The following is a 15,862-nucleotide window of genomic DNA, read 5'->3' on the forward strand; positions in this document are numbered from 1 at the left end:
AGCGCTGGCTGCCCGGTGAGTCCCCCTGGGTCGCGATGTACCACTCGGTCGACGACTGCTCGGACGACCCGTACCGGGTCACCGTCTCGCCCGAACGCCTCCAGGAGCAGCTGCGCTGGCTGCGCAGATGCGGCCTGCGCGGCGTCAGCGTCTCCCAGCTCCTGGACGCCCTGTCGCGCGGCGTCGGACGCGGCCTGGTCGGCCTCACCTTCGACGACGGGTACAGCGACTTCGTCGACAACGCGCTGCCGCTGCTGCGCCATTACGACTGCCGTGCCACCGTCTTCGTCCTGCCGGGCCGCCTCGGCGGCGAGAACACCTGGGATCCGCTCGGCCCGCGCAAGCCGCTGCTCACCGCCCAGGGCATCCGCACGGCCGTGGCCGCCGGAATGGAGATCGGCTCACACGGCCTGAGCCACATCCGCCTCGCCCACGCCGACGCGCGTCTCCTGCGGGCCGAACTCCGCGACAGCAAGGCCCTGATCGAGGAGCTCACCGGCCGTACGCCGCAGGGCTTCTGCTATCCGTACGGCGATGTCAGCCGCCCGCTCATGGACGCCGTACGCCAGGCGGGCTACCGGTACGGGTGCGCCATCTCGCCCCGGTATCTCACCGGCGTGTACGCCCTGCCGCGGGTGCACATCGGCGAGAACGACTCTCCGGGCCGCCTGGAGCTCAAGCGGCGCGTGTACCCGTTCCGCCGCCGCTCGTGGACCACCGTGTGCGACTCCGTGGAACACACCCGAGCGGAGCGCACGCGATGAGGGCCCTGCACATCATCACCGGGCTCGGCGTGGGCGGCGCCGAGCGGCAGCTCCGCGTCCTGCTGCGGCACCTCCCGGCGGACTGCGACGTGATCACGCTGACCAATCCGGGACAGGTCGCCGACGAGCTGGCCGCGGACGGCGTACGCGTCAGCTGCCTGGGCATGGCGGGCAACCGCGACCCGCGCGCCCTGCCCCGCCTGACCGGCCTCATCCGGCAGGGCCGCTACGACCTGGTGCACACCCACCTCTACCGCGCCTGCCTGTACGGCCGGATCGCCGCGCGACTGGCCGGGGTGCGGGCCGTGGTGGCCACCGAGCACTCGCTCGGCGAGACGCAGATCGAGGGGCGCCGACTGTCTCCCGGCGTGCGCTCGCTGTACCTCGCGGGCGAGCGGCTCGGCCGGGCCACGATCGCCGTGTCCGCGTCCGTCGCGGACCGGCTCGGACGGTGGGGGGTGCCGCCGCAGCGGGTGCATGTCGTGCCGAACGGCATCGACATCGGCCAGTTCGCCTATGACGCGGCGGCCGGTGCGGCGGCCCGCCACCGGCTCGGGCTGCCGTCGGACGCGTTCGTGATCGGCGGCGTCGGGCGGCTGGTTCCGGGCAAGTGCTTCGAGGTCCTGGTCGAGGCGCTGGCCGAACTGCCGGGCGACGTACGGCTGCTGCTGGTGGGCGGGGGGCCCGACGAGGAGCGGCTGCGGGGCGCGGCCCGGCGCCTCGGGGTGACCGACCGCGTCGTACTCGCCGGGGAGCGGCCCTGTCCGGAGCCGTCCGCGCGGAGCCAGGAACCCACACTGCCCGACCTGCTGTCCGCGATGGACGTCCTGGCCTCCCCGTCCGCCGACGAGGCGTTCGGCCTCGCCGTGGTGGAGGGCCTGGCGGCCGGGCTCCCCGTCCTGTACGCCGCCTGCCCCGCGGTCGACGACCTGCCGCCCGGCACGGACACCGGCGCCACCCGCGTACCCGGCGACCCGGCGTCCTTCGCCCGCGCGGCCCTGCGCGTGCGCGCGACGCACACGGGGCACGCGGGGCGCACCGGCCGCCGGGCGCCGTCGCGGGCGGCACTGCACTACAGCATCACTGACAGCGCCGCCCAGCACATGCGGGTGTACGCCGCGGCCCTGGGCGGATCGACCCCGAGAGCGAGTACGCGATGACCACCGACGCCCCCGCCGACCCCGGCGCCCGCACCGGAACCCACCCCGACACCGGTACCCGCCCCGAGGGTGGCGTCCGTCCCGACACCGGCGTCCGAGCGACCGGCCCGAGCGTCCTGCTCGCCCGGTCGACCGCGCTGACCGGACGACTGCCCCGATGGTGGCCGCTGCCCGCCTGCGCGCTGCTCGGCGCGCTCACCGGCGGCCTGTACGGGGTGGCCAGCGCGCCCGAGTACACGGCGACCAGCTATGTCGTCGCCGTGCCCACCGAGAAGTCCGACTCGGGCGCCGCGCTCGGCTTCGCCCAGGCCTACGGCCGGGTCGCCACCCAGCTCGCCGTCCTCGGCGACGCCCAGGTGAGCGCGGGCGTGCCGGTGCGGACGCTGCGCGCGAGCGTAACGGCCCAGACCTCGCCCGACGCGCCGATGGTGGCCATCGCGGCCACATCCGACGAGCCCCGCAAGGCGGTACGCATCGCCGACGCCGTGTCCCGTGCGCTGATCCTCAACGCCAGCCAGACGAAGGACGACACGCACATCGAGCTCCAGCGGCTCTCCCGCGCCGTGCCGCCCAGCGCGCCCTCGTCCGCCTCGACGGCCGTCACCACTCTGGTGGGCGGCAGCGCCGGGGGGCTGCTCGGCGGACTCGCGCTGCTGGTACGGCCGCGCCGGGCCCCCGAAGAGGCCAGCGCCACGGTGCCCGCCCCCGCCCCCGCCCCCGCACCCGCTGCCGCACCCGCACCCGCCGCACCCGTCACACCCGCTGCCGCCGGTGCCGGTGCGGGTGCGGGTGACCTGCGGGGCGGCGCCTGATGGCGACCGGGGCCGCGCGCGCCCTGAGCGTCGCCGTGTGCACCGACCCGGCGGAGTTCGCCGCACTCGGCGCCGAGTGGAACCTCCTGCACCGGCGCTGCCGGACAGCGACCCCGTTCCAGAGCCACGCCTGGCTGCACTCCTGGTGGCTCTCGTACGGCGGCGCGGGGCGGCTGCGGGTCGTCCTCGTACGGGACGGCGACCGGCTCGTCGCCGCGGCCCCGCTGACGCGTCGGCCGCGTCCGCTGCCGACCCTGGTGCCGCTGGGCGGCGCGCTCTCCGACTTCAGCGACGTACTGATCGACGACACCACGTCCGCCCTGGCCGAAGACGCCGCCGACGCGCTGACCGCGGGCCTGCGGAAGCTCGCCCGTACCGCCGTGATCGACTTCCGCGAGGCGCGTCCGGGCAGCTCGGTGGAACAGGTCTACGCCCGGTGGCACGGACCCCGGCGACGCCTGGCCGACTCGCTCTGCCTGGAGCTGCCCGCCCTGCCGATGGACGAGCTGGTACGCCGCCTCGCCAAGCCGCGCGCCCAGCGGGCGCGGGCCAAGATGCGCAAACTCGACGCGCTGGGCATCGAGCGGCGCATCGTGCCGCCGCCCGATGTGGCGCGGTCCGTCCATCGGCTGCTGGCCCTGCACCGACTCCAGTGGCAGGGCCGCAAGGTGACGGGCGAACACCTCAGGCCGCGGTTCGCCGAGCACCTCGCCCGATCGGCCACGCTGATGGCCCAGAACGGTGACGCGGTGGTCACGGAGTTCCGCCTGGACGACACCGTGGTGGCCGCCGACCTCACGCTGCGCTCACCCGGACTCGCCGGTGGCTATCTCTACGGCGCCGACCCGTCGCTGCGCGAGCGGAAGGCCGACGTCGCCACCCTGCTGCTGCGCTCCTGCGCCGACCAGCTACAGGAGAGGGACCGGCAGGGAACCCCGCCCGGAGTGCTCAGCCTGCTGCGCGGCGACGAGCCTTACAAGCGCCACTGGCGTCCGCACCCCGTCGTCAACCAGCGCCTCCTGCTCGCCCGCCGCCGCACCGCGCCCCAGCTCGCCGCCGTGCTGACCGGCGCGACCGCCCGCCGTGGAGCGGGGCGGGCGGTACGCGCCTGGCGTGAGCGTTCCCAGAGCTCGGCCAAGGGCTAGGCCCTGTCCGGGGCCGTGTTTCACGTGGAACACGGCCGGTTTCACGTGGAACACGCCCTAGGAGCGTCGCTCCCACCAGTCGAAGCGGAGGCACAGCTTGCCGCCGATCCAGTACTCCACCCAGTCACCCAGGTCGAGGTACGAGCAGCGCGGCGGGTGCGTCGGGCGGGACGGCTCGGGCGTGGGCACCACCGGCGTGGGTACGACCGGGGTCGGCACGACCGGCGTGGGTACGACCGGGGTCGGCACGACGGGCGTCGGGTCACTCCGGCCGGAGAGCACCGACTGGTACACGCGCGATGCCCGCGGGTTCTCGGAGCAGCGCCACACGCCGTGCGGGCAGTAGTCGGTGATGGTGTTGTACAGCGGCTCGTGCTCGTCGATCCACGCGAGCATCCGCCGCATGTACTCCGCGTTGTCGCCGTTGCGGAACAGGCCCCACTCGGGGTAGGAGATGGGCTTGCCGCGCTGCCGCGCGAAGTCGACGTGCGCCTGGAGGCCGTACGGCTCGGAGACCTGCTCGTCGAAGCTCTTGCCCGTCGGCTGGTCGTAGGAGTCCATCCCGATGATGTCGACCACGTCGTCACCGGGGTAGCACCGGGTCCAGGGCACCGCGTCCCGGCCGCGGTTGGGCGCGAAGTCGAACCGGAACTCCTGGCCGTCGACCGAGCGCATCGTGGCCACGATCCGCCTCCAGTACGTCTTCCAGGCGTCCGGGTCGGGACCACAGCGGTGGGTGTAGGTGACGCCGTTCATCTCCCAGCCGAGCACGATGACCGTGTCCGGCACCCCGAGGTCGACCAGCCGCTCGGCGAGCCTGTGGAAGTGCCGGTCGAACGCGCCCTTGGCGGCGCGGCGCAGCAGGGTGCGCACCTCCGTGTCGGACACCCCGGCCTCGTTGCGCTCCATCATGGGGACGTTGAGCACGAACAGCCGGTCCTCGTCCGCGCGCCGCCACTGGGCCCAGGGCTCCAGGAAGTTCGGCGCGCCCGCGATGTTGCTCCAGCGGTCTGAGGGGAGGTACGTGTGGCCGACCCGCAGGTCGGCGTCGTCCAGCCAGGCGGACAGCTCCGCCATGCGGGCGATGCCGGGCGGCCCGTAGTGCAGATAGGCGCCGAACGCGGGGAACCGCGAAGACACGGCCGGGGACACCGGGGCAGACGGGGAGGCCGTCGGGTGCGGGACGGAGGGCGAAGGCGAAGGCGAAGGCCCGGACGCGGGCGCGGCCATAGGCCCGGATGTGGGGGAGGGTGCCGGGGAAGCCGAGGCCGAGGGCGTGGGGGGAAGCGCGCCCGCCTGCCCGATATAGAGGGCTCCGGACACCGTCACCGCCGCGGCGAGCACCCCCGCCACGGCCAGCAGGGGACGTCGGCGCTTCGTCGTTCGACGTAGTGGGGCCATACCCGCTACTCCTCTGTTCCTCTGTACCGCGCTCTCTCCATTCTTGACACTTAGTCATATGTATGGAGGTGCCGCCATCTGAAAGGGCGACAGAGGACGCGAACGAGTGAACAGGGCGGGCGCGGCGGGAGGCGCGGACGCGGGCGGGCGACCACGCGCCTCCGTCTAACGCGACGTGGTGCGCCCCCTGCGGTAGAGAACGCCGCCACCGGCCAGCAACGCGACGCCGACGGCGGCCGTGGCGCCGATGAGGAGCGGGTCCGTGCCCGTGTCGGCCAGCTCCGCCTGCGGCTGGGGCTCGGGCGGCGGTACGGACGCGGGCGGGCTGGCCGGCGGGGGCGACTGCGGCTCGGGCTCTGTGGGCGGGGTCGGCTCCTGAGCGGGCGGGGTCTCGTCGTCCCCGTAGCCGCCCGGTTCCTCTTCCGTGGAGTCGGAGGCGTTGGCGCAGGCGTTCCCGAAGGCCGGGTTCAGCAGAGCGGCGGCGTCAACCGTGTTGCCGCAGGCGTTGACCGGCGCCTCGACAGGGGCTTGCAGGCTGTTCCCGGACAGGATGCCCGGCGAGTCGGAAGCCGCGCCGTCGGCACCGGAGTCGGCGAACGCCGGTGTTGCCATGCCGAGGCCCGCGACCACACCGGCGACCAACGTTGCACTCGTCTTCAGGGCCATAGCGGTCCCTCTCCTTCTCCTTCAGGGATGAGCGGGTAACCAAACGGGCCCGGACCGCCGCACTGGAGAAAGCGGGCGGCCCGAGCCGTCGGTGTCCTGGATCAGCTGTTGCCGGCGCCGTTGCCGGACAGCAGCGCGAGGTCGTCCAGGATGTGCGACAGCGGCTCGTCGCCCTTGGCCTGGGTGGAGTTCTCGGTGCACTGCTGGTTCTGCGGCGAGGACAGGACGTTGATGTCCTGGACGGTGACCGGCACGAGGCCGACGATCGAACCGGCGTTGCCCTTGATCGGCAGGCCGACGCAGGGCTTGTTCAGCGAGCCCTGCACGAGGCCGAGCTGCGGGCTCATGTCGCCGTACGTGGAGGAGTTCCCGAACGCCTGCATAGCGCCGTTGCCGCTGGCGGACGTCGTGCCGCCGTCGTTGCTGATGGCCAGCGCCGGGGCGGCGGCCGCGGCCGAAGCGCCGACGACAGACGCGGCGACTGCTGCCGTTGCCATTGCCTTCTTGAGCATTTTCATTCCTTTTCTGACGTCACGCCGTTTACTGCCATCTGGGCAACTGGCGACACGGCGAATAGTTCCGGCCCTTCACCCGGACGCAGCAACGCGAAACGCCCCGTCCGGGTGAACCCAGCAACCAAACCACCGGTGCGAAGTTATGCAGGGAGCTCCCAGGAGGGAGTCCAACGAAAGGGAAATCTCTCATGATGAAGAAGGCCTTGGCGGCTGCCGCGGTCACCGCTTCCGTTGCCGGTCTGTCGGCTGCCGCCGCCGCACCCGCGCTGGCCATCAGCAACGACGGCGGCACGACCTCGGACAGCGGGAACCACGCCAAGCAGGCGTACGGGAACTCCTCCACGTACGGCGACATGAGCCCGCAGATGGCGCTCATCCAGGGCTCGCTGAACAAGCCCTGCATCGGCCTGCCCGCCAAGATCAACGCCGGTTCGATCGTGGGTGTGGTCCCGGTCACCGTGCAGGACATCCAGGTGCTGTCCTCGCCGCAGAACCAGCAGTGCGTCGAGAACTCCACCCAGGCCAAGGGCGACGAGCCGCTGTCGCACATCCTGGACGACATCGCGCTGCTGTCCGGCAACGGCGTCGCCAACGACTGAGCCGTCGGCCGCCGGGTGACCGGCCCCGCCGCCCCCACCGCCCGCCCCAGCGAACCGATGCCGGTCGTACCGAGCCGGTCGCCGGGGCGGGCGTGTTTCGCGGGCACCGTTTGCGGAGCGGTTTAACGCGAAAGAGTTGTTCTCGCACGCCATACCGAGAGCGGTCTGAGTTGACGGTCCGGCCAGGCGAATCAGCGGGCTTATCTTCTCGGCGGAAACGTCCCCTCGCAGCGGAGCGCGCCCATGCCGAAAACCGTACTCTCCCGGCTCTCCTGTTTCCGCCGCCTCTCCCGCGTACGTCGCCGACGGCTCAGCCGCCGAAAAGCCACCCGGTATTCGGCCGCGCTGGGCGCCGTGCTGGTGTCCGCCGCGTTGGCGGGCCATGCGGCGACGGCGCTGCCGTACCAGGTCCAGCGTGTCGACGTGTTCGAGGGAGCGGGCGCCCCGCGGCACCGCCCGGCCGACGCGCCGGGAACGAACATCCTCCTCATGGGCACCGACAGCCGGGACACCATCACCCGCGAGGAGAAGGCGACGTTCTACGCGGGCGGCCGGGCCTGCGACTGCTCGGACACCCTGATGCTGATCCATGTGTCCGAGCGCCGGGACCATGTCAGCGTCGTCGGCCTCCCCCGTGACTCGTACGCGGACATCCCGGCGCACCTCGACAAGCACACCGGGCGGTACCGCCCCGGACACCCCGCCAAGATCAACGCGGCGTACGCGGAGGGCGGGCCCGCGCTGTCCGTCCGTACGGTGGAGGAGATGACCGGGGTACGGATCGATCACTATCTGCAGATCGACTTCCGGCGCTTCATCGACAGCGTCGACGCCGTCGGGGGAGTGGACGTCTGCACGCCGCGGCGGCTCAACGACCCCTCGACCAAGCTCGATCTGAGCCCCGGCACCCATCGCCTCGGGGGCGGGCCCGCGCTCCAGTACGTACGGTCCCGCAAGGTCGACGCGAGCGCGGACCTCGGGCGGGTGCAGCGGCAGCAGAAGTTCCTGGTCGGCGTGTTGAGCAGGCTCGGCGGCGGGCAGCTGCTGGCCGACCCGGTGCGGGCGCACGACCTGGCGCGGAAGGTGCTCGGCGCGACCTGGGTCGACCAGGGCTTCTCGGTCGGCGAACTCGTCTCGCTCACCAGGAAGCTGAGCGCGCTCCCGCCGTCCAGGACCGAGTTCGCCGTCGTGCCGATCGCCGGGTTCCACGATCTGATCGAGGGCGTCGGGTCGACCCTGCGGTGGGACGGGCCCAGGGCCGCGGAGATGTTCGCCAGGATCAACCGGGACCAGGCCCTGACCCCCGTGAACTCCACGGCCAGGCCGCTCGATCCGCCCCAGCTGGAGGTCCAGTACCCGGTGCGCGGCAACACACTCACCTGCGCCGCGGACGGCGGCTCGTGACCCGGCCCGCCATCCGGACGGGGCGCTAGGCCAATCGGGTTGCAGTCCGCAACCGCGTGCGCTCTGCCCAGTTGACCAGTCGCAGCTCCGTGACCGGAGCCCGCTCGTTGAGCTCGTTGAAGGGAACACGTATGAAGAAGCTGTGGGCAACCGCGACCCTCGCCGCCGCCGGTATGGCCGCGGTCACCGCGCCCCAGGCCATGGCCATCAGTGACGACGGCGGCACCACGTCCGCCAGCGGCAACGGCGCCAAGCAGGCGTTCGGCAACGCCGAGACGTACGGCGACATGAGCCCGCAGATCGGGGCGATCCAGGGCTCGCTCAACAAGCCCTGTCTGGGCCTGCCCGCCAAGCTGAACCTCGGTTCGATCGTGGGCGTGGTGCCGGTCACCGTCCAGGACATCAACGTCCTGTCCTCGCCGCAGAACCAGCAGTGCGTCGAGAACTCCACCCAGGCCAAGGGCGACGAGCCGCTGTCGCACATCCTGGACGACTGGGCGGTGCTGTCCGGCAACGGCGCCGGCAACAGCTGACAGCCGCGTACGACGCGTACGACCGCGTACGACGTACGACTGAGGCGTACGACTGAGGGGCAGCCGCTTCGAGCGGCTGCCCCTCAGTCCTGTCGTCGCGTCAGCTGCCTACTCGATGGCGGGCACGAACCCCATCACCGGCGCGGCCAGGTCGGTGACCTGGTGCAGCTTGTCCAGCTGGCTGAGCCCACCGAGCTGGCTGGTCACCGGCGGGATCTGGGCCCGCTCCTCAGGCGGCAGGGCCATCGTGGAGAGGGTGTCGACGGTGGACGTCGCGGACAGCTTGTCGTCCTCCGAGAGGGGCACCGGGGTGGGCAGCGCGGCGGCGTTCGCCGCGGGCATGGCGAGGGCGGACGCACCGGCGGTGAGCGCTACGGCGGCGAGAACACGTCGAGTGGAGATCATGTCATCAGCAACGGCCCGCGGCCCCTCGGGGATACGGCCACCGCCGGTCACCCACCCAGGAGGGCTAGGACCGCCCCGACTCGCCCGTACGCGCTCACCGCCCGGACCGGGAACGGCTCTGGACCGCGCGGGCGACGCGGGGGCCCAGCCACTGCTTCAGCCCGCGCAGCACCGTCAGCTGGCTGGCGGCCCGGTCGATCCGGTAGTACAGCTGCGGCGGCACATAGGGGAGCAGCGGCGAATGGCGCTGGCCGAGCAGCGCGAACATCGTCGGCGGCGCGAGCCCGATATAGCGGGTCAGGTTCTCGTACCACTGCGCGCTGAGCCGGGCGGCGCTCTGCGCGGACAGCAGCGCGGCCTTGCGCTCCGCCTCGTACCGGGCGAGCGCGGCCTTGAGGTCCGGTTCCTCGTGGAGTACGCGGGCCAGGGTCATGGCGTCCCGCATGGCGAGGGTGGTTCCGGCGCCGATGGAGTAGTGCGTGGTGTGCGCGGCGTCGCCGAGCAGGACCAGGTTTCCGTGCGACCAGCGCTGGTTGGTGAGGGTGCGGAAGGGGCCCCACGCCGCCCGGCCCGCGACATCGGTGCGGCCGATCAGCGGATGGCCGTCGAGCAGTTCGGCGAACAGCTTCTCCAGCAGGCGCAGCCCGTCGTCCTGTCCCCGTGCGTCGAGGCCGAGCCCGGACCAGGTCTCGGGGGAGCACTCGACGACGCAGGTGCTCTGCTCGGCGCTGAACCCGTAGGCGTAAGCCCAGATCCAGCCGTGGTCGGTCTCGACGAAGGAGAAGGTGAAGGAGGTGAACACCCGGCTCGTGCCGAGCCAGAGATAGACGTTGCGTCCGCTGACGATCCGGGTGCCGAAGTGCTGGGCGTCGGCCTCGCGCAGCCTGCTGCCCGCGCCGTCCGCGGCCACGATCAGGTCGCTGTCGGGCGCCTGGTCCCTGCGGGCGACCTCCCGGCCGTACTCGACGCGGACGCCGAGGGCGGCGGCGCGCTCGGCGAGCAGGTCCAGGAGGCGGTGCCGTCCGATGGCGAAGCCCTCGTCCCCGCGGTGGACGGTGGTCACGCCGCCCACCTGGGCCACGCCGTCCCGCCAGCGCACCGAGCCGTCCTCGATGGCGGCCGCGGACTCGGGGTCGTGCTGGCGCAGCGCCTGAAGCATGTCGGGCCAGTAGGTCACCCCCCAGCCGTAGGTGGCTCCGGCCGGGTTGCGCTCGTAGACGGTGATGTCGTGGGACGGCGCGTGCCGTTTCAGCAGAATGGAGAAGTACAGCGCGGCGGGTCCGCCGCCGACACAGGTGACCTTCACAGACACTCCCGCGGTCTTGGGTCGCACTGGAACGGGCCCGCGGCTCCCGGCCGACGGCCCATCCCAGCGACAACGACGCCCCGGCGGTTTGGTTCCGCGCCGCCACGGCCCCGCGCGGACGTCGTCACCCGGACGGCCGAGGGGATCGGGGTGCGAACCCAGGCGGCCGAGGGGATCAGGGCGCGAACGCGGAGAGCACGGTGCCGTCGTCGAAGGTGAGGTAGCACGCCCCGTCGGAGATCAGCACGCTGGTGGGCAGGGCTCCGGACCAGCCGTCGTACTCCGTTCTGCCGAACGAGCCGTCCGCGAGCCGGAAGACACTGATCCCGCCCTCGCCCAGCGCGAGGACCCGCTCCCCGGCCACCCGCACGACTCCGGCGTGATGCCACGTCTCCGCCCACAGCTCGCGGCCGTTGACGAGGTCACGGGCGACGAGCTTCCTGGACGCGCCCCCTTCTTCGCCGGCGCCGGTGAAAACCGTGCCGTCGCGGCTCAGTGCGAGCGGCCGGGCCATCGGCGGCGCGCCGGCCACCTTCTTCAGGGTCACGCTGTCGCGGATACCTGACTCGCAGGAGAGGTACGGTCCGAAGCGGGCCACCACCGTGCAGGGCTCCGGAGCCTTCGCGACGGTCTCGCCGGTGGACGGACTCAGGTTGAGGGACTCGGCGCCGCCGTTGATGTGCACGCGGTCCCCCACGATGTCCAGGGACGCGGCGTCCGCTTCGCCGATGGTCCGGTCCCACACCTGCCGTCGCTCGCCTTGGGTGGAGAAGGCGCGGACGAGCACATCGCCCGCGCTTCCCTGAGAGGAGACGAACAGGCGGCCCTTGTGCACCCGGACCTTCCGCGGGGTGTATCCGGCCGCGGCCGCGTCCAGCGCGGCGACGGGCGAGCCGTCCGTGAGCCGGAGCACGGCGACTCGGCCGCTTCGCGCCGACGCGGCGTAGGCGTAGCCGCCGTCCAGGGCGAGTCCGCTCACCCGGCTGTCGTCGGCGGCCGTGTCCTTCGCCGGATAGCGCCACAGCGGGGTGCCGTCGTCCGCGTTCCGCGCCTCCAGCCAGCTCCGGTCGGGGTCCTCAGCGAGCTGGCAGACCAGGGCCGTACCGCTGAGCGCGCAGCCGAGCGGCTTGCCGTCGCCGTCGAAGGAGGCGGTCCACGGGGACCAGCCGTCGGAGAGCCTCTCGTGGTCCAGTGCTCCCGGTCCGAAGTCGCTCATCTCGCTGGTGACCACGGTTCCGTCGGTGGCGGGCGGTGCGGTCACCCCGCGCTGGCTCCCGTTTCCGTCCGCGCTGGTGTCCTCGCTTTGTCCACCGCCGCTGAGCGCGGGCAGCAGGATCGCCGCCAGCACGGCGACCAGCAGGACGGCGCCGGCGCCGAGCGTCCAGCGCAGCCGGGGGCTCCGACGCCCGCCGGACGCGGACCCGGACGCGGGCCCGGACGCGGGCTCAGGGTGGGGCTCGGGAGGGGGCTCCGCCGCGGGCGCTGGAGGCACGGGGACGCGCGCCGGGGCCCGTTGCGGCGACGGGGGCGCGAGCAGGGACTTGGCCACCGCGACCTCGTACTCACCGATCACCCGTGCGACGCCGTCCGGCCAGGGGAAGGCCTGGGAGCGCGGCCGGGGCGCCACGCCGGGCCGGGCGGCGTCGCCCGGCGAGGCCAGCGCACGGATCACCTGCCCCGGAGTGGGGCGTCGTCCGGGTTCCTGATGCAGACAGGAAGCGATCAGTTCCCGCAGGTCGTCGGGCACCCCGGACAGGTCGGGACGGCCCCGCACGATACGGTGCACGATCGCGGCGAGCTCGCTGTCCTGGAAGGGCCCCTGCCCGGTCGCCGCGAAACACAGGACCGCGCCGAGGCAGAACACATCCGACGCGGCCGTCACCGAGCGGTCGCCCGCGACGTGTTCGGGCGACATGAAGCCGGGTGAGCCGACCATGATCCCCGTCGCGGTGAGCGCCGTCGCGTCATAGGCCTGGGCGATGCCGAAGTCGATGAGCCGCGGGCCGCGAGCGCCGAGTACGACGTTCGCGGGCTTCAGGTCACGGTGCACCAGCCGGGCGCCGTGCACGGCGGCGAGACCGCGGGCCAGGTCCGCGCCCAGCTCCCTGACGACCGGCACCGGCAGCGCGCCCGCACGGGTCACCGCCTCGTCGAGCGAGGGGCCGACCACGTACTCGGTCGCCAGCCACGGCCGTTCGGCGTCCGGATCGGCGGCCACGAGCGCGGAGACGTACGGACTGCGGACCGCTCGGGCCGCCTCGGCCTCCCGCCGGAACCGCAGCCGGAAGTCCGGCCGGAGTTCCAGGTCGGGGCGGACCGTCTTCAGCGCGACCAGGTCGTCCGGGCCGCCGTCGGGAGGCAGCGCCAGATGCACGCTGCCCATGCCGCCGGAGCCGAGACCGCCGAGGAGACGGTACGGGCCGACGTCGTACGGGGCATGGGCGTCGAGTGGGCGCAGCACAGCGGAGGGCTCCGGATCGCGAGGCGGTTCTCAGGGCGTGGGGAGTTCCAGGGAACGGACGGTTCCGTCGTGGTAGGCGAGGAACAGCACCCCGCCGAGCGAGATGAGCTCGGGCGCCCAGACCTCCAGGTTCAGACCCGCGCCGGAGACCCGGTAATCGTTGCCGGGAGATCCCTTGATCCGGAAGCGCTGCCGATCCCCGCCGTTCACGGGCAGGGTGTTGAGGAACTCGTTGTCCGCCACGACCGCGGTGTCTCCGACGATCGACGCCACGGAACGGCGGAACTCGCGTTCCTTTCCGCGGCGATAGCTGCCGACCGTACGGGGCGCGTCGGCGCCCTCCTTCTGGAGGGCGATCCGGGTGCCGTCGTCGGCCCATCCCAGCCAGTAGGCGGTGTCCCCCACCGTGATCGGGGCCCCTGCGGCCACATGTCCGTCGAAGGCCGTCCCGTCGGGGAGGGAGTCCCAGGCGGGGTCGGCGACCGGCTTGAGCGTCTTCTCGTCCAGGGTGACGCCGCGCTTCTCCCATTGCCCGCACAGCACGTGCCCCGGCGAGATACGGACGACCCCGCAGTCACCGCCGTTCTCCGTGGAGTACCGGGTCACCTTGCCGGTACGCGCCGCGAAGCCGACCAGACCGCGGTCGCTGGTGACGATGACCCGCCCGCCCGCGAAGCCCGTCGCGGTGTAGTGCGAGCCGATCGACGAGACCCCGGTACGGGTGGACACCGTCCGCTTCCACAACCGCTTGCCCGTGGCCACGTCCAGGGCCTCGACGACCACGCCCTCGTCGTAGGTCGTGAAGTACGCGGCACCGCCGCCCACGACCACCCGCGCCCTCGGCGACATGTTCTCCACGGGCTGCTCCCACCGGACCGTGCCGTCCGATACGGACCGCCCCCGTGCCTTGCCGCCCTCGAACGAGACCACCGTGTCGCCCTGGAGTACGGGGTTGGTGGCGCCTCCGGGCATGAGCAGAACACCCTGAGGCGTCTCGCTCACCTGCCTTCCCGGATCGGCGGACGGCGCCTTCCAGCGGGTCTCGCCGTCTGCCGCGCCCAGCGCTTCCAGCGCCCCGTCCGACGTGCGGCACACCAGGACCTCGGGGTGCAGCACACAGTCCATGGGACGGCTCGACAGCTGGGTGATCCACGGCTTCCAGCCGGCCGGACGGGCGGCGGGATCGGCGGGGAAGTACCGGCTGCCGTCCTTGCCGTGCTCACCGAGACCGACGGGGGGCTGCACAGCCGTCGGCTCCGGGGAGGCGGACGGCGAAGGGCTGCCGCCGCCGGTCCTGGACGCCTCGGCGGGCGGCGGGTCATCGTCCAGCGCCCGCAGCCCGAACGCGCCCAGCACCCCCACCGCGAGCGCCGCCGCGAGCACCACGAGCACCGTGCGTCGAGAGGGGCGGGTGCGGGGTTCCTGGCTGGCGGACGTGGGCGGTGGGCCGGTCTCGCCGGGCGGCGTCGGGGGCGGGGCGGTCACCGTCTCCGCGCTGTGCACCGGGGACGCGCCCGGCATCGTCGGCACCGGGGACGCGAGCGGACCCGCCGCCGCTACGACCCGGTCCAGTTCGTCCTCGTACCGCGTCACCAGAGTGCGCACGGCGGGCGGCCAGGCGACGACGTCCTCATCGGACGTCGATCCGAGCCCCTCTCCCCCTCCTCCCCCTCCTCCTCCCCCTCTTCCTTCTCCTCTCCCTTCCCTGAAGCGGGACTCCAACTCGGCGGCGTCAGGGCGGGAAGCCGGGTCGAGGCTCAGACAGTCCTCGATCAGGTCACGCACCTGGGCCGGTACGGCGGTGAGATCCGCCTCCGCCTGGGAGATCCGGTAGAGCACGGCGGCCACCGGGCCGCCGCCGAACGGGCTTTCACCCGTCGCCGCGAAACACAACAGGGAGGCCAGGCAGAAGACGTCGGACGCGGCGACGACATGCCGCCCGCCCAGCACGTGCTCGGGTGACATATGGCCCGGTGAGCCGAACATCGCGCCCGTTTCCGTCAGCGTGCCGGCGCCGAAGTCACGGGCGATGCCGAAGTCGATGACCCGCGGGCCGTCCGCGCCGAGCAGCACGTTGGCGGGCTTCAGGTCGCGGTGCTGAACGTGCGCGTGGTGGATTCCCCGTACGGCTCTCGCCAGACCGAGGCCGAGGCTCCGTACCGTCTCCACGGGCAGCGGTCCCGTGTCGCGCACGGCGCGCTCCAGCGTGGGGCCCGCCACGTACTCGGTGGCCAGCCAGGGCTCGGCGGCGTCCGCGTCGCCGGACAGGAGTCGTGCGGTGAAGCGGCTCCGCACCGACCGGGCCGTCTCGATCTCCCGTCGGAACCGGTCCCGGAAGGCGGGGGCCCCGCTCAGCTCCGCTCGTACGATCTTGACCGCCGCGAGCTGGGGGCTGGTTCCCGCCGGGCGGGGGCGCAGATCGGCGCCCAGATAAACCTCGCCCATGCCGCCCGCGCCGAGGCGGGCGAGAACCCGGTACGGGCCGATCTGCCGCGGGGAGCGATCGTGCAGTTCACCGAACATGCTTCCTCGCGCCCCTTCGCTGACACCACGGCGGATCAGGGCAACGGCCCCCGGTGACACGACCGGACAAGCGTCATCCCCCTGTTGACAGCATATCCAGTGATCCACCCGCACACCGGCGGGCCGCACGCGCCCATCCCGCTGAAGTCCTGTGCGGTACAGGCCTGT

The 15,862-nt window shown here is 72.8% G+C and carries 14 protein-coding genes; 7 read left to right on the forward strand and 7 right to left on the reverse strand.

Annotation, left to right across the window (positions count from 1 at the left end):
- Positions 1 to 35 precede the first annotated feature (35 nt).
- From ACX6XY_RS11160 to ACX6XY_RS11175, 4 genes are read left to right on the forward strand one after another with little or no spacing between them, the layout of a single operon-like run.
- A complete protein-coding gene (locus tag ACX6XY_RS11160; RefSeq protein ID WP_460328871.1) occupies positions 36 to 764 on the forward strand; it encodes a polysaccharide deacetylase family protein in 729 nt (242 codons plus the stop codon).
- A complete protein-coding gene (locus ACX6XY_RS11165; protein WP_460328780.1) occupies positions 761 to 1,924 on the forward strand; it encodes a glycosyltransferase in 1,164 nt (387 codons plus the stop codon). Before ACX6XY_RS11160 ends, ACX6XY_RS11165 begins: the two co-directional genes overlap by 4 nt.
- Positions 1,921 to 2,736: a YveK family protein gene (locus ACX6XY_RS11170; RefSeq protein ID WP_460328782.1), complete on the forward strand. Its 816-nt coding sequence runs from the start codon at positions 1,921 to 1,923 to the stop codon at positions 2,734 to 2,736. Before ACX6XY_RS11165 ends, ACX6XY_RS11170 begins: the two co-directional genes overlap by 4 nt.
- Positions 2,736 to 3,881, forward strand: coding sequence for a GNAT family N-acetyltransferase (locus ACX6XY_RS11175; protein WP_460328784.1), 1,146 nt, complete (start codon positions 2,736 to 2,738; stop codon positions 3,879 to 3,881). The genes ACX6XY_RS11170 and ACX6XY_RS11175 overlap by 1 nt, the downstream gene beginning before the upstream one ends.
- Positions 3,882 to 3,938: 57 nt before the next feature.
- On the opposite strand, the gene ACX6XY_RS11180 is transcribed toward ACX6XY_RS11175, so the two are convergent.
- The 3 genes from ACX6XY_RS11180 to ACX6XY_RS11190 all read right to left on the reverse strand — a co-directional run bounded on the left by ACX6XY_RS11180 (position 3,939) and on the right by ACX6XY_RS11190 (position 6,460).
- Positions 3,939 to 5,282: a glycoside hydrolase family 26 protein gene (locus tag ACX6XY_RS11180; RefSeq protein WP_460328786.1), complete on the reverse strand. Its 1,344-nt coding sequence runs from the start codon at positions 5,280 to 5,282 to the stop codon at positions 3,939 to 3,941.
- A gap of 165 nt (positions 5,283 to 5,447) precedes the next feature.
- Positions 5,448 to 5,948 carry a chaplin gene (locus ACX6XY_RS11185; protein ID WP_460328788.1) on the reverse strand — a complete coding sequence of 167 codons (501 nt, stop codon included), beginning with the start codon at positions 5,946 to 5,948 and terminating at the stop codon, positions 5,448 to 5,450.
- Between the two features lie 101 nt (positions 5,949 to 6,049).
- Positions 6,050 to 6,460: a rodlin gene (locus tag ACX6XY_RS11190; protein ID WP_460328791.1), complete on the reverse strand. Its 411-nt coding sequence runs from the start codon at positions 6,458 to 6,460 to the stop codon at positions 6,050 to 6,052.
- A 191-nt stretch (positions 6,461 to 6,651) separates the two neighbouring features.
- Between ACX6XY_RS11190 and ACX6XY_RS11195 the strand changes: the two genes are divergently transcribed.
- The 3 genes from ACX6XY_RS11195 to ACX6XY_RS11205 all read left to right on the forward strand — a co-directional run bounded on the left by ACX6XY_RS11195 (position 6,652) and on the right by ACX6XY_RS11205 (position 8,999).
- Entirely contained in the window at positions 6,652 to 7,062 is a 411-nt protein-coding gene (locus ACX6XY_RS11195; protein WP_460328793.1) for a rodlin, read from the forward strand.
- A 243-nt stretch (positions 7,063 to 7,305) separates the two neighbouring features.
- The gene (locus tag ACX6XY_RS11200; protein WP_460328795.1) at positions 7,306 to 8,466 is read left to right on the forward strand and encodes an LCP family protein; all 1,161 of its coding nucleotides are present in this window, start codon (positions 7,306 to 7,308) and stop codon (positions 8,464 to 8,466) included.
- A gap of 131 nt (positions 8,467 to 8,597) precedes the next feature.
- Positions 8,598 to 8,999 carry a rodlin gene (locus tag ACX6XY_RS11205; RefSeq protein ID WP_460328798.1) on the forward strand — a complete coding sequence of 134 codons (402 nt, stop codon included), beginning with the start codon at positions 8,598 to 8,600 and terminating at the stop codon, positions 8,997 to 8,999.
- A gap of 108 nt (positions 9,000 to 9,107) precedes the next feature.
- Here the strand turns inward: ACX6XY_RS11205 and ACX6XY_RS11210 are convergent, their stop codons facing one another.
- From ACX6XY_RS11210 to ACX6XY_RS11225, 4 genes are all read right to left on the reverse strand, one after another.
- Positions 9,108 to 9,404, reverse strand: a complete 297-nt coding sequence (locus ACX6XY_RS11210) for a hypothetical protein (RefSeq protein ID WP_460328800.1) — start codon at positions 9,402 to 9,404, stop codon at positions 9,108 to 9,110.
- 94 nt (positions 9,405 to 9,498) lie between these two features.
- The gene (locus ACX6XY_RS11215) at positions 9,499 to 10,710 is read right to left on the reverse strand and encodes an FAD-dependent monooxygenase (protein WP_460328801.1); all 1,212 of its coding nucleotides are present in this window, start codon (positions 10,708 to 10,710) and stop codon (positions 9,499 to 9,501) included.
- Positions 10,711 to 10,885: 175 nt separating this feature from the next.
- The gene (locus tag ACX6XY_RS11220; protein ID WP_460328803.1) at positions 10,886 to 13,171 is read right to left on the reverse strand and encodes a serine/threonine-protein kinase; all 2,286 of its coding nucleotides are present in this window, start codon (positions 13,169 to 13,171) and stop codon (positions 10,886 to 10,888) included.
- Positions 13,172 to 13,201: 30 nt separating this feature from the next.
- On the reverse strand, positions 13,202 to 15,694 hold the full coding sequence (locus tag ACX6XY_RS11225) for a protein kinase domain-containing protein (protein ID WP_460328805.1): 2,493 nt from the start codon (positions 15,692 to 15,694) through the stop codon (positions 13,202 to 13,204).
- Between the last annotated feature and the right edge of the window lie 168 nt (positions 15,695 to 15,862).

Source organism: Streptomyces sp. O3 (assembly GCF_054788135.1).